The organism is Microbacterium azadirachtae, from assembly GCF_000956505.1.
GTDB classification, from domain to species: domain Bacteria; phylum Actinomycetota; class Actinomycetes; order Actinomycetales; family Microbacteriaceae; genus Microbacterium; species Microbacterium azadirachtae_A.
In genome coordinates this window covers 198225-211868 of record NZ_JYIX01000040.1, presented here as the reverse complement: position 1 = coordinate 211868, position 13644 = coordinate 198225, and the positions used below count along the sequence as shown (strand labels likewise).

10 protein-coding genes are annotated in these 13644 nt (G+C 69.5%); 8 read left to right on the top strand and 2 right to left on the bottom strand.

The features are described from left to right. The first annotated feature begins 126 nt into the window (after positions 1 to 126). Positions 127 to 2271: a DEAD/DEAH box helicase gene (locus RS86_RS18985; protein WP_045273833.1), complete on the top strand. Its 2145-nt coding sequence runs from the start codon at positions 127 to 129 to the stop codon at positions 2269 to 2271. Between the two features lie 219 nt (positions 2272 to 2490). Then, entirely contained in the window at positions 2491 to 3519 is a 1029-nt protein-coding gene (locus RS86_RS18980) for a 6-phosphofructokinase (RefSeq protein WP_045273832.1), read from the top strand. Between the two features lie 214 nt (positions 3520 to 3733). Here the strand turns inward: RS86_RS18980 and RS86_RS18975 are convergent, their stop codons facing one another. Then, positions 3734 to 4654, bottom strand: coding sequence for a hypothetical protein (locus RS86_RS18975; RefSeq protein WP_045273831.1), 921 nt, complete (start codon positions 4652 to 4654; stop codon positions 3734 to 3736). A gap of 229 nt (positions 4655 to 4883) precedes the next feature. Then, positions 4884 to 7016, bottom strand: a complete 2133-nt coding sequence (locus tag RS86_RS18970; protein ID WP_045273830.1) for a S9 family peptidase — start codon at positions 7014 to 7016, stop codon at positions 4884 to 4886. Positions 7017 to 7184: 168 nt separating this feature from the next. Between RS86_RS18970 and RS86_RS18965 the strand changes: the two genes are divergently transcribed. The 6 genes from RS86_RS18965 (at position 7185) to RS86_RS18940 (ending at position 13644) form a co-directional block, all read left to right on the top strand. Continuing rightward, positions 7185 to 8423: an inorganic phosphate transporter gene (locus RS86_RS18965; RefSeq protein ID WP_045273829.1), complete on the top strand. Its 1239-nt coding sequence runs from the start codon at positions 7185 to 7187 to the stop codon at positions 8421 to 8423. Continuing rightward, a complete protein-coding gene (locus tag RS86_RS18960; RefSeq protein ID WP_045273828.1) occupies positions 8420 to 8752 on the top strand; it encodes a hypothetical protein in 333 nt (110 codons plus the stop codon). The genes RS86_RS18965 and RS86_RS18960 overlap by 4 nt, the downstream gene beginning before the upstream one ends. A 75-nt stretch (positions 8753 to 8827) precedes the next feature. Beyond that, complete coding sequence (locus RS86_RS18955) at positions 8828 to 9730, top strand: metallophosphoesterase (RefSeq protein WP_045273827.1); 903 nt, start codon at positions 8828 to 8830, stop codon at positions 9728 to 9730. A 64-nt stretch (positions 9731 to 9794) separates the two neighbouring features. After that, positions 9795 to 11255 carry an aspartate ammonia-lyase gene (locus tag RS86_RS18950; protein ID WP_045273826.1) on the top strand — a complete coding sequence of 487 codons (1461 nt, stop codon included), beginning with the start codon at positions 9795 to 9797 and terminating at the stop codon, positions 11253 to 11255. A 159-nt stretch (positions 11256 to 11414) separates the two neighbouring features. Next, positions 11415 to 12683 carry an extracellular solute-binding protein gene (locus RS86_RS18945; protein WP_045273825.1) on the top strand — a complete coding sequence of 423 codons (1269 nt, stop codon included), beginning with the start codon at positions 11415 to 11417 and terminating at the stop codon, positions 12681 to 12683. A 1-nt stretch (position 12684) separates the two neighbouring features. Further along, positions 12685 to 13644 (top strand): carbohydrate ABC transporter permease, encoded by a 960-nt coding sequence (locus RS86_RS18940; RefSeq protein ID WP_045273824.1) that lies wholly within the window; start codon positions 12685 to 12687, stop codon positions 13642 to 13644.

The following is a 13644-nucleotide window of genomic DNA, read 5'->3' as shown; positions in this document are numbered from 1 at the left end:
CGGTCTGCGATGCCTCTCGGCAGCCGCCCGTCCGCGGACACGCATCGTCGGGACGGAGCTTCGTCCGGACGATCATTTCGGACAGTCGCCGTCCTCTCGGAGACGGCATCCACGCTCAGGAGGAGCATGCCGACCACGGCGACCGCCACCCGGCGGAAGAAGACGTCCCGTCGAGACGAGGACGCGCCGCTGATCCCGATCCTCGCGCGCAAGGTGCGCGAGATCGAGGCCAAGGCCCAGCACGGAAAACTCGGCCCGACCAATCGCGTCAAGTTCCAGGTGATCGCGTTCCTGGTGCGCGAGGAACGCGCCAGGGCCAAGGGCGACGCCGAACTCGGCGACGCCGCGCGGGCCGAGCAGCTCAAGCGACTGGACGGCGTGGCGACGATCCTCGCGAAGACGGCCGCGCGCGACACCTCGTTGATCCAGCTGCTCGAGGCGGACCAGGCCACGAGCCCCGTCGCGAAGCGGATGCGCCGTGACTGGCTGCTGGAGTCCGGCGCGGAACTCGCTCCAGAGGAGCTCGTCATCGCCGACGTCATCCGCGTGCAGCAGGCGCCGGTGGTGCCCGCAGCGCTCGCGGAGCGCCAGGTCACGCCGCCCTCGGTGGAGTCGCGGATGCTGGCGAACCCCTTCCTCGCCCCGGATCTCACGCCCCGGGCGGCGGTCACGCCGCGGCGACGGCTGGACGGCTGGGAGCTGATGGGACCGCTGTACAAGGCGTTCGAATCGGGTGCCGGCGGCACCGCGGCCTCGATGGAGCTGCCGCCGCTGCCCGAGTACGACCACCTCTCGCCCAAGGGCCTCGAGGTCATGGTGCACCAGTCGCGCTTCCTCGAGTCGGTCAGGGCCGGGCATCGCTCGTTCCTGCTCGCCGACGAGCCCGGCCTCGGCAAGACCGCGCAGTCGGTGCTCGCCGCGTCGATCGCCCACGCGTACCCGCTGCTCGTGGTCGTTCCCAACGTCGTGAAGATGAACTGGGCGCGCGAGGTGGAGCGGTGGACCCCGCAGCGCCGCGCCGCGGTGATCCAGGGCGACGGTCAGGACGTCGACGCCTTCGCCGACGTGTTCATCGTCAACTACGAGATCCTCGACAGGCACCTGTCCTGGCTCGGTGAGATCGGCCTGCGCGGCATGGTCGTCGACGAGGCGCACTTCATCAAGAACCTGTCGTCGCAGCGCTCGCAGAACGTGCTGGCACTGGCATCGCGGATCAGGGAGCAGGCGGCGGGCTCGAACCCGCTGCTCATGGCGCTCACCGGAACCCCGCTGATCAACGACGTCGAGGACTTCGACGCGATCTGGCGCTTCCTCGGCTGGACCAACGGCGAGCGGCCCTCCGCGGAACTCGCGGACAGGCTCGACGCGATCGGCCTCACGCCCGCGGACAAGGCGTTCTACGGCGAGGCCAGGGACGCGGTCATCTCGATGGGCATCGTGCGCCGCAAGAAGAAGGACGTGGCCGCGGACCTGCCGGACAAGCTCATCGCGGATCTGCCGGTGCAGCTCGACGACGAGTTCGGTCGCGGGATCCGGCAGGCCGAGGCCGAGCTGGGTGCGCGGATGGCGGCGAAGTACCGCCGGATCATCGAGGCGCGCGGAGACCGGGGCCTCGCCCACGGCGAGATCGACGAGGATATCGTCCGGCTCGTCGCGCACAGCGAGCTCGAGGAGTCGAAGGCGGCGGGTACCGGGGGAGACAACGTCTTCACCATGGTGCGCAAGATCGGGCAGGCCAAGGCGCAGCTCGCCGCGGACTATGCCGCGCAGCTGCAGCGCTCGGTCGGCAAGGTCGTGTTCTTCGCCAAGCACGTCGACGTGATGGATCAGGCCGAGGCGCACTTCGCCGCGGCAGGGATCCGTTCCGTGTCGCTCCGCGGCGACCAGACCGCGATCGCACGACAGCAGGCGGTCGACGCCTTCAACGGCGACCCCGAGGTCGGGATCGCCGTGTGCTCGCTCACCGCGGCCGGCGTCGGCGTCAACCTGCAGACGGCATCGAACGTGGTGCTCGCCGAGCTCAGCTGGACCGCAGCGGAGCAGACCCAGGCGATCGACCGCGTGCACCGCATCGGTCAGGACGAGCCGGTCACGGCATGGCGGATCATCGCCGCGCACACGCTCGACACGAAGATCGCCGAACTCATCGACCAGAAGCAGGGTCTTGCGGCGCGGGCACTCGACGGCGAGGCCGTGGAAGAGGGCGCGAGCGAGCCGGTGCAGCTGGCGGCGCTCATGCACCTGCTGCGCGTGGCGCTCGGCGGCGACTGACCACATCCCGTCATCTGCCTGTCAAGAACGGCGCTTCTTCTCTCGCTTTCGGGGGTGGAGGCGCCGTTCTTCGTCAAGAAGGCGAGAACTCCGTGAAGAGGCGTGTAAGAACTCCGCTTTTCGGCGTCGCGGAATGGCGCGTGGGAGTCGATCGGCACTAGGGTCGAACGAGGCAACGGTGCCGCGCTTCCATCCCCCTTCCCCTCCCGAGGACGACCCATGAAGATCGGCATCCTGACCAGCGGTGGCGACTGCCCCGGCCTGAACGCGGTCATCCGCGGCATCGTGCTCAAGGGCACCACCACGTACGAGCTCGAGTTCGTCGGCATCCGCGACGGCTGGCGCGGGGTCGTCGACGGCGACTTCTTCCCGCTCACCCGGCATGAGGTGAAGGGCCTGAGCAAGGTCGGCGGCACGATCCTCGGAACAAGCCGCACCAACCCGTACGAGGGACCGCGCGGAGGTGCGGAGAACGTCGCGAAGACCCTTGCCAAGCACGGGATCGACGGCATCGTCGCAATCGGCGGCGAGGGGACCCTGGCGGCGGCGGACCGCCTCTCGAACGACGGCATCCCGGTCCTGGGGGTGCCGAAGACCATCGACAACGACCTGCGGGCGACCGACTACTCGTTCGGCTTCGACACCGCGGTGAACATCGCGACCGACGCCATGGACCGGTTGCGCACCACCGGCGACTCGCACCAGCGCTGCATGATCGCCGAGGTCATGGGCCGCCACGTCGGCTGGATCGCCCTGCACGCGGGCATGGCCGCGGGCGCGCACGTGATCTGCATCCCCGAGGTGCCGATGTCGATCGAGGAGATCTGCGACCTCGTCACCCGCGCGAGCGACCGCGGCCGTGCGCCGCTGGTCGTCGTCTCGGAGGGCTTCAAGCTCAAGGGCATGGATCAGGCCTTCAGTGACAAGGGCCTCGACGCGTTCAACCGTCCGCGCCTCGGCGGCATCAGCGAGATCCTCGCGCCGGAGATCGAGAAGCGCACCGGCATCGAGACGCGTTCCACGGTGCTCGGCCACATCCAGCGCGGCGGCTCGCCCTCGGCGTTCGACCGCGTGCTCGCGACCCGCCTCGGCCTGCACGCCGCCGACGCCCTCGTGGACGGCTCCTGGGGCCAGATGGTGGCGCTGCGCGGCACCGACATCGTGCGCGTCCCGTTCGCCGAGGCGCTCGGCGAGCTGAACACCGTCCCGCTGCAGCGCTACGAGGAGGCCGCCGCCCTGTTCGGGTGAGGGTTCCCGGCTCGGCCTGGGTAAGGGACCGACCGAACCGTGTCCCACTTCTGGTTGCACCGTGTCCCAGTTCTGACGGCATGATGTCCCGGTTTTGGCGCTGAATCCGAGGATTTGGAGCCAAAACTGGGACACGAGCCAAAACTGGGACATGAGCCAAAACTGGGACTTGAGCCAATACTGGGACACAGTCGGCGTAGGCGGGGCCAGGCGATCAGCTAGGCATTCCGGGGCGCCAGCCGGCGTCCAGCAGGGCGGATCGCACGCGCTCGACGGCGACGGGACGGGGTCCGTCCAGGTGGTGGGAGAGGACTCGGACGAGAGTCCAGGATGCGCGTCTGATCGCCTCCCAGCGGTCGGCGTCGCGCGCGAACTGCTTCGGATCCTCAGCGTGCTGGCGGCCGTCGTACTCCGGAGCGACCCGCCAGCGCGGGTAGGCGAGATCGAGCCTCGCGATGAACTCGCCGCGCGGATCGCGGAGTTCCCACCCGGGGATCGGCTCGGGGAGCCCCGCCCGCACGATCACGAGCCGGAGCTTCGTCTCGCGCGGCGACTCGACGCCGATCCGCGCGTCTGCCAGGGCCCGTCGCAGGATTCCGCTGCGGACGTCGCCCATGCTGCGGATCTCATCGCGGAGATCCTCGACCTCTGCGAGCCGCCGCGCCGGCAGCAGCAGATGATCGGCTGCGGCGATGAGGTCGTCGAGTCGCCAGAGCAGTCCGCACTGCCGCCAGGCGCGTACGGGATGCTCGACAGGCAGGCCGTCCGACGTCAGGATCGTCGCCGGCTCTCGGCGTTGCAGCCGATGCCCGACGATGCCGCGAACCCGGGGCTCGCGCGCCGGACGATGCGTGCTGACGTGGATCCGCAGCCGGTGCGGGTGCTCGGGCAGCGCGACCCCGAGAAGGGCGAGCGCGGTCTCGTGCGAGAAGAATTGGTCGTCGTGCAGGCGCGGAAGGTAGTCCCGGCAGCGGTCGCGATACTCGGATCCCGACCCGAGGTCGCGGATCCGACGGGTACCGGGGAAAGGCGCCTCGAGATCGGATCCGCGCAGTCGACCGCGCGCGACGCCGAGCGATCTGGCCTCGGCGACGCTGAACCGCGGCCCGAGCCCTTCCGGCAGAGGATCGCGCATGCCCCCAGCGTGGACGGCAGCAGCCCCGTGTAGCGGGCTCCGCACGGGATCGGTGCGGTACTCCCGACCTCACGCGCCTGTGCGGAACGAACGCGTCTCACCGACCGTGTCCCAGTTCTGGCTGCTCCTGCACGGGTTTCTCAGCCAGAACTGGGACATGGGGCAACCAAAAGTGGGACACGGTACCACCAGAAGTGGGACACGGTCGGTGAGTGAACAGGAAATCCGCTCAGACCGCAGCGACGCCCAGGCGGTCCAGGATCCAGGCCAGCTCGAAGGCGCGCTCGCGCCAGGAGTTGTACCGGCCGCTCACACCGCCGTGGCCGGCCACCATCTCGCACTTGAGCAGGACGTCGTCCGCGCCGGCGTCGCGCAGGCGGGACACCCACTTGGCGGGCTCCACGTACAGCACGCGCGTGTCGTTGAGCGAGGTGACGGCGAGGATCGACGGGTAGGCGACGCCGTCGCGCACGTTCTCGTACGGCGTGTACGACTTCATGTAGGCGTACACCTCGGCGTCGTGCAGCGGGTCACCCCACTCGTCCCACTCGATCACGGTGAGCGGGAGCGACGGATCCAGGATCGTCGTCAGCGCGTCCACGAAGGGGACGGAGGCGAGGATGCCGCGGAACAGCTCGGGGGCGAGGTTCGCAACGGCGCCCATCAGCAGACCGCCCGCGCTGCCGCCCTCCGCGACCATCCGGTCCGGGCTGGTGATGCCGGCGTCCACCAGGTGGCGCGCGCACGCGACGAAGTCGGTGAACGAGTTCGCCTTCTGCCCGAGCTTGCCGTCCTCGTACCACTGCCGGCCCATCTCGCCGCCGCCGCGCACGTGCGCGACCGCGAAGACCACGCCGCGGTCCAGCGCCGACAGGCGCATGACCGAGAAGCCGGGGTCGATCGAGTGCTCGTAGGATCCGTAGCCGTACAGGTGCACGGCACGGGGCTCGGCTCCGGGCTCGCCGAACGAGCGCTTCCACACCAGGGAGACGGGGATGCGGGCGCCGTCCGGGGCGACCGCCCAGTCGCGGCGCTGCCCGAAGTCGGCCGGGTCGTAGCCGCCGAGCACCGGCTGGCGCTTGCGCAGGTGCAGGGTGCGGGTCGCGAGCTCCAGGTCGTAGACCGTGGAGGGTGTCACGAACGAGCCGTAGCCCAGACGCAGGAACGGTGCGGACCACTCGGGGTTGCCGCCGAAGCCCGCCGAGTACAGCGGCTCGTCGAAGCCGAGCTCATCCAGAGCCCCCGTGGCCGGATCCATCAGCGCGATGCGCTCGAGGCCCTCGAACCGGTACGCGACGACCGTGGTGTCGCGGAACGCGTCCACGTCCAGCAGGCGGCGTCCCGGCGTGTGCGGAAGGACCGCGCGGCGCTCGCCCTGGGGGTCGGATGCGGAGACCGCGACGAGCTCGAAGTCCAGCGCTTCGTCGTTGTGCAGGATGAGCAGCTCGTCCCGGCCGTCGACCACGGCGTGCTCGACGGAGTACTCGACGCCTTCGCGCCGCGGCCAGACCACGCGCGGGGGCGCGGTGAGGTCGTCGAGATCGACGAGGTGCTCCTCGCTCGTGATGCTGGATCCGACGCCGATCACGAGATAGCGGCGGCTGCGGGTGATCCCCGCGCCGAGCCAGAACCGCTCGTCCGGCTCGTGGAAGAGCTGCACGTCGTCGGACACCGGCGTGCCGATCCGGTGCAGCCAGAGCGTGTCAGGGCGCCAGGAGTCGTCGACGGTCGTGTAGATCACGGCGGCGCCGTCCGGCGTGAAGAAAGCGCCGGAGGTACCGGGGATCTCGTCGGGCAGCGTCTCGCCCGTCAGCAGATCGCGGACGTGCACGGTGTACCGCTCGTCGCCCTCGAAGTCGGTCGACCAGAGCAGGCGGGTGGCGTCGTCCGAGACGTCGAACGCGCCCATCGCGAAGAACTCGTGCCCCTCGGCCTCGACATTGCCGTCGAGCAGGATCTGCTCACCGGGTACGGGGACGGCGGCGTCCAGGACGGGCGGCGTCCAGTCGTCGGCGGAGGAGACCGCCGCGCGGCACTGCAGGCCGTACTGGCTGCCCTCGACGGTGCGGCCGTAGTACCACCAGGCTCCGCGGCGGGTGGGTACAGACAGATCCGACTCCTGCACGCGTCCCTTGATCTCCTGGAACAGGGTCTCGCGGAGCGGCTCGAGGTGCGCAAGACGCGCATCCGTGTACGCGTTCTCGGCCTCGAGGTGCGCGATCACCTCGGGATCCTCCTTCACACGCAGCCAGTCATACGGGTCGTCGAACACGTCGCCGTGGTGGGTGCGGATCAGCGAGCGGCGGGCCGCGCGCGGGGGAACGGGGGAGGGGACAGGAGCGGTCTCGGAGACGGAGGTCACGCATCAACGCTAGTCGAGGCCGCGAGGGCGAAGGCAGGAGTCGGCGGCGGGGGCGTCGAGTTGACCGTCCTGGGCCGGGGTGGGAGGATGCAACCGGCCCGTTAACGGATGCTGAATCCCCGGTGAACTCTTCGTTCGTCACGTCCCTCCACTTCACGAAAGCGAACGGTGGAAACCGCAGCCCTCATCGTCGTGCTGGTGATCCTGCTGGCACTCTTCTTCGACTTCACCAACGGGTTCCATGACACGGCGAACGCCATGGCGACCCCGATCGCGACCGGCGCGCTCAAACCGCGGACCGCGGTCATGCTCGCGGCGGGGCTGAACCTCGTCGGGGCGTTCCTGTCCACCGAGGTCGCCGCGACGGTCTCCGGCGGCATCATCCGGGAGGATTTGAGCACCGCGCACCTCATGCCGTCGCTCATCTTCGCCGGCCTCATCGGGGCGATCACCTGGAACATGCTGACCTGGCTGCTCGGATTGCCGTCCAGCTCGTCGCATGCCCTGTTCGGCGGGCTCATCGGCGCCACGCTGGTCGGTGTCGGGCTCAGCGGCATCAACTTCGGCGTCGTGCTGTCCAAGGTCGTGCTCCCCGCGCTCATCGCGCCCCTCACTGCCGGGCTGATCGCCTTCCTCGCCACCAAGCTCGCGTATCTGACCACGCGCCGCTACGACGGCAAGCCCGATGGCAGAAGCGGCTTCCGCTGGGGACAGATCTTCACGTCGTCACTCGTGGCGCTCGCGCACGGCACGAACGACGCGCAGAAGACCATGGGCGTGATCACGCTGGCGCTGATCTCGGTCGGCTGGCAGGCGCAGGGCGACCACCGGCCGCACATCTACGTGATCGTCGCGTGCGCGTTCACGATTGCGCTGGGCACCTACCTGGGCGGTTGGCGCATCATCCGCACCCTCGGCAAGGGCCTCACCGATGTCAAGCCGGCACAGGGCTTCGCAGCGGAGACCTCCACCGCGGCGACCATCCTCGCCTCCAGCGCGCTCGGCTTCGCGCTTTCCACCACGCAGGTCGCCTCCGGTTCCGTGATCGGATCCGGACTCGGCCGGCGCGGCTCGGCCGTGCGCTGGCGCACGGCCGGCCGCATCGCGATCGGCTGGGTGCTCACGCTTCCCGCGGCCGGGCTCGTCGGGGCGGTCGCGGCGTTCATCGTGGTCGTCGGCGGCGGCTGGGGCGTGCTGATCGACGCGATCCTCGCGCTCGCCGTGATCATCGCCCTGTTCCTGCGCTCGCGGCGCAACGCCGTCACGGCCAACAACGCGTTCAGCGAGGTCGCCGACTCCGGCCTCGCCATCGACGTGCCGGAGGAGCCGCCGCTCACCCCGCGTCAGGCCAGGGCGCAGCGCGCCCGCGAACGCGCGAAGGCCAAGGAGAAGGGGGCCGGACGATGACCGTGGCCATCGACTGGGAGGCGTTCTCCCAGGTGCTCGGCGCTGCACTCGTCGGCACCCTCGTCGTCGTCGGGTTCTACGCGCTCGGCCTGCGGCTGCTCGTGCGCGCGGGCAGGGTTCCGGTGGTCACGCCCGCCGAGTTCACCGACGCGATCACCGTGATCAGCGAGAAGGAGGCCAGGCGCGCGGCGAAGGCCGCCGCGAAGGCCGCCCGAAAGAGCCCGCTCACGGCCGCCCAGAAGACGCTCGCCCAGATCGCGGCCTACGGGTGCTTCGCCGTCTGCGCGGCGGCCGTGGTCGCCGGCATCCTGCTCATCGTCGTCAAGTAGTCGTGAAACAGCAGGTCGAGCGGCCCGCGCGGCAGCGTCGAGGAACGCGGTTGTCGCGGCGCTAGCCTGAGGACCATGACTGCGCAGTTCGGCCGCTACGCTCCGCCCACGCACACCCTGGTGCACGTGAGCGATCCGCACCTGCTGGCCGGGGGAGCCGCCCTGGGCGGACACTTCGACGTGGACAGCACCCTGGCGCGCACGCTCGCCGCGATCGAGAGCGCGACCGACCGGCCGGACGCGATCGTCGTCACGGGGGACCTCGCCGACCTCGGTGAACCCGATGCATACCGTAGGCTGCGGTCGATGGTGGAGCCGGTGTCGGAGCGGCTCGGCGCTCCCGTGATCTGGGTCGCCGGCAACCACGACGAGCGCCCGGCCATGCGCGAGCACCTGCTCGACGTCCCGCCCGCCGAGGATCCGATCACGGGCGTCTGGGATCTGAGCGGCCTGCGCGTGATCGCGCTGGATTCCACGGTCCCCGGCTGGCACCACGGCGACATCGACGCCGAGCAGCGCGCCTGGCTGGCCGATCAGCTGCGCACGCCCGCCCCGCACGGCACGCTGCTCGCGATGCACCACCCGCCGGTGCCCAGCCACATCCCGTTCTTCGACATCCTCGAGCTGCGCCACCAGGACGAGTTCGCCGAGGTGCTGCGAGGATCCGACGTCCGCGGAATACTCGCGGGCCATCTGCACTACTCGCTGCACGCCACGTTCGCCGGCGTCCCGGTGAGCGTCGCGAGCGCCACCTGCTACACGATGGACGTCGCGAGCCCCGCGGATCGGGTCAACGGCATGGACGCCGCACAGTCGTTCCAGCTCGTGCACGTGCACCCGGAGACCATCACGCACACCGTGGTCCCCGTGGTCGAGGCGACACCGGTCGACACGTTCAGCCCGGAATGGGTCGAGCGGATGGCGCGGCTGACGCCTGAGCAGCGGCTGGAGGCGTTCTCGCGCAAGCCGGGCCGGTGATCGCGGACGGGTAGGATGGACGCATCCCCCTTCCCTGTTCGCCATCACCCACGAGGATGTGTCCATGGCCGCCGTTGCGCCTGCCACCCGTACCGAAACCGACTCCCTGGGAAGCAAGGAGATCCCTGCTGACGCGTATTGGGGGATCCATACGCTCCGCGCCGCAGAGAACTTCCCGATCACGAAGCGCCCGATCTCCGTCTACCCGGAGCTGATCGAGGCGCTCGCGATGGTCAAGCAGGCCAGCGCGCGTGCGAACAAGGAGATCGGCGCGCTCGACGCCGAGAAGGCCGACCTCATCGACGCCGCCTCGCAGAAGGTCATCAACGGCGAGTTCCACGACCAGTTCATCGTCGGCGTCATCCAGGGCGGGGCCGGCACCTCGACCAACATGAACGCGAACGAGGTCATCACCAACATCGCGCTCGAGATGGCAGGCCGCGAGAAGGGCGACTACGCCTTCCTCTCGCCGATCGACCACACCAACCGCAGTCAGTCCACGAACGACGTCTACCCGACGGCGATCAAGATCGGCCTGTCGCTCAACCTGCGCTCGCTGCTTGATGAGCTCGACCTGCTGCGCGTGTCGTTCCTCAACAAGGCGCGCGAGTTCCACGACGTGCTCAAGGTCGGCCGCACCCAGCTGCAGGACGCGGTGCCGATGACCCTCGGCCAGGAGTTCCACGGCTTCGCCTCGACGCTCGGCTACGACCACACGCGCCTCACCGAGAACGCCTGGCTCATGTACGAGATCAACATGGGCGCGACCGCGATCGGCACGGGCATCACGACGCACCCGGCCTACGCCCCGTCCGTGCTGAAGCACCTGCGCGAGATCTCGGGCCTGGACCTCGCGACCGCGAGCGACCTCGTCGAGGCCACCAGCGACACCGGATCCTTCATGTCGTTCTCCTCGTCCCTCAAGCGCAACGCGATGAAGCTCTCCAAGATCTGCAACGACCTGCGTCTGCTCTCGTCGGGCCCGCAGGCCGGTTTCGGCGAGATCAACCTGCCCGCGATGCAGGCCGGTTCCAGCATCATGCCGGGCAAGGTCAACCCGGTGATCCCGGAGGTCGTGAACCAGGTGGCGTTCGCCGTCGCCGGATCCGACATGACGGTGACGATGGCCGCCGAGGCAGGTCAGCTGCAGCTGAACGCCTTCGAGCCCGTGATCGCGCACTCGATCTTCCAGTCGATCACCTGGATGCGCCAGGCGATGTGGACCCTGCGTGTGAACTGCGTGGACGGCATCACCGCGAACCGCGACCGCCTGGGCGCGATGGTCGGATCCTCGGTCGGCGTCATCACGGCGCTCACCCCGTTCATCGGCTACGCCGCCTCGGCCGCGCTCGCCAAGACCGCGCTGCTGACCAACCGCAACGTCGCCGACCTCGTGGTCGAGGCGGGGCTGATGTCGCGCGAGGAGGTCGCCAAGCAGCTGTCGCCCGCGCGCCTGTCGGGCCTCGAGACGATCACCGCGGCGATCCCCGTGATCCCGTCGAAGGACGTCGACGCCGGCGCCTGATTGCCCGCACGCAATACGGCCCGCCGCTCTCCGGAGCGGCGGGCCGTTCGCCGTCTCAGGAACGGGTCTTGCGGCCCGACGATCTATGCGCTTAGATCGACGAAGAGCAAGAATCTATGCGCTTAGATCCTGGCGACAGGACGCTTCAAGGAGGAAGACGTGAAAAGCAGGACAGCTCTGGCCGGCATCGCCGCTCTCGCCGCGATCGGCCTCGCACTCACGGGGTGCGGTCGTGCGGACGGGGGCTCCTCGGCGCCCGCGGCATCCGCGGTGCAGCTCGATGACGCACCGGCCACCGGAACGATCACGATGTGGGCGATGGGGGCCGAGGGGGAGGCCCTGCCGGACTTCGTCAAGGCCTTCGAGAAGGCGAACCCCGGGGTCACCGTCAAGGTCACCGCGATCCCGTGGGACGCCGCGCACAACAAGATCCAGACCGCGATCGCGGGCGGCAACACCCCGGACATCGCGATGATGGGCACCACCTGGATGGCGGACTTCGGCGATGCCTTCGGAAGCGTGCCCTCGGAGATCGACACCTCGGGCTTCTTCGACGGGGCTGTCAGCTCGACCAAGGTCGGCGACCGCGCCGCCGGGATCCCCTGGTACGTCGACACCCGGGTGCTCTACTACCGCACCGACATCGCCGCCAAGGCCGGGTGGACCGCGGCGCCGAAGTCCTGGGACGAGCTGCAGCAGATGGCGGCGGACATGCAGTCCAAGGGCGGGGCGAAGTGGGGCATCCGCATGCCCGCGGGGAACGACTCGTTCCAGGGAGCGCTCTGGATGCCGTGGTCGGCGGGCGCCGAGATCTCCGCCGGCAAGAAGTGGACGCTCGACACCCCCGAGATGGCCAAGGGCATCGAGTACTACAAGAGCTTCTTCGACAAGAAGCTCTCCGATCCGAACGTCGACACCTCAGCGGGCGCGGTCGAATCCGAGTTCGTCGCCGGCACCACCCCGATGGTCGTGGAGGGGCCCTTCCTGCGGGGGCAGCTGGCGTCGGTCGGCGGGGCCGACTTCGCGAACAAGTACGCGACGGCGGTGCTGCCCGCGGACAAGGGCTCGGTCTCGTTCAGCGGTGGCGCGAACCTGGTCGTCTTCAACGGCAGCAAGAACGCCGCCTCGGCGTGGAAGCTCGCCCGCTGGCTCTCCCAGCCCGAGGTCCAGGCCGAGTTCTACACCGCGACGGGAGACCTGCCCGCGGCCAAGGCGGCCTGGGACGAGAAGGCCGTCTCCGCGGACGCGAGTCTCACGACGTTCGGCACCCAGCTGGAGACGGCGAAGGCCCCGCCCGTCTCGACCTCCTGGGTGCAGGTGGCCGCGAAGGGGGATCAGGCCCTCGAGTCGATCCGTCGCGGCGGAACCTCGGTCGCGGACGCGCTGAAGACCCTGCAGTCCGACGCCGACACGATCGGGCTGAAGTGAGATGACGGCCACTCTCCTGCCCGCCACCGGAACCCGCACGGGCTCCGGTGGCGGGAGCGACCGGCGCGGCGCCGGCACGTTCGCCGCCGCCCGTCGCCGGCGCGCGCTCATCGCGTGGGGGTTCGCCCTGCCGTTCGTGCTCGTCTTCGCGGTGTTCATGGTCGTGCCGATCGTGGGCTCGTTCGCGATGTCGTTCACCGACTTCACCGCGCGCGACATCGTCTCTCCGTTCGCCGTCGACGCGGTCGGCCTTCAGCAGTACGTCACGCTCTTCGGCGATCCCCGCTTCCTCACCTCTCTCGGCGTCACGGGCATCTTCGTCGTGGTCGGGATCCCCGTGACGATGATCGTCGCGCTGGCGCTCGCCCTCGCGCTGAACAGCGGCAAGGGGCGGCTGGTGTCGTTCTTCCGGGTCGGGTTCTATGCGCCCGTGGTGACGAGCATCGTCGCCGTCGCTGTGGTCTGGCGCTACATCCTGCAGCCGGACGGCCTGCTCAACACCGCGCTCGCGATGTTCGGCATCCACGGGCCCAACTGGCTGAACGATCCCGCCTTCGCGCTGCCCTCGCTGATCCTGATGGCGGTGTGGCGCAACGTCGGAACGCTCATGGTGATCTTCCTCGCGGGCCTCCAGGCGGTGCCGGAGGACGTCACGGAGGCGGCGATCATGGACGGCGCCTCGCCGTGGCGGCGGCTCGTCTCCGTCACGCTGCCGCTGCTGCGGCCCACCCTGCTGCTCGGCGCCGTGCTCATCTCGGTCGGCTACTTGCAGTTCTTCGAGGAGGCGTTCGTGATGACCAAGGGCGGGCCGCTCGATTCGACCCTGTCGGTCGCCTACTACACGTACCAGCAGTTCGGCTTCGGCGAGTACGGGCTCGCGTCCGCGGCCAGCTACGTGCTGTTCCTCGTGATCGCCCTCGTGAGCCTGCTGCAGTTCCGGTTGCTGCGATCGAAGGACTGA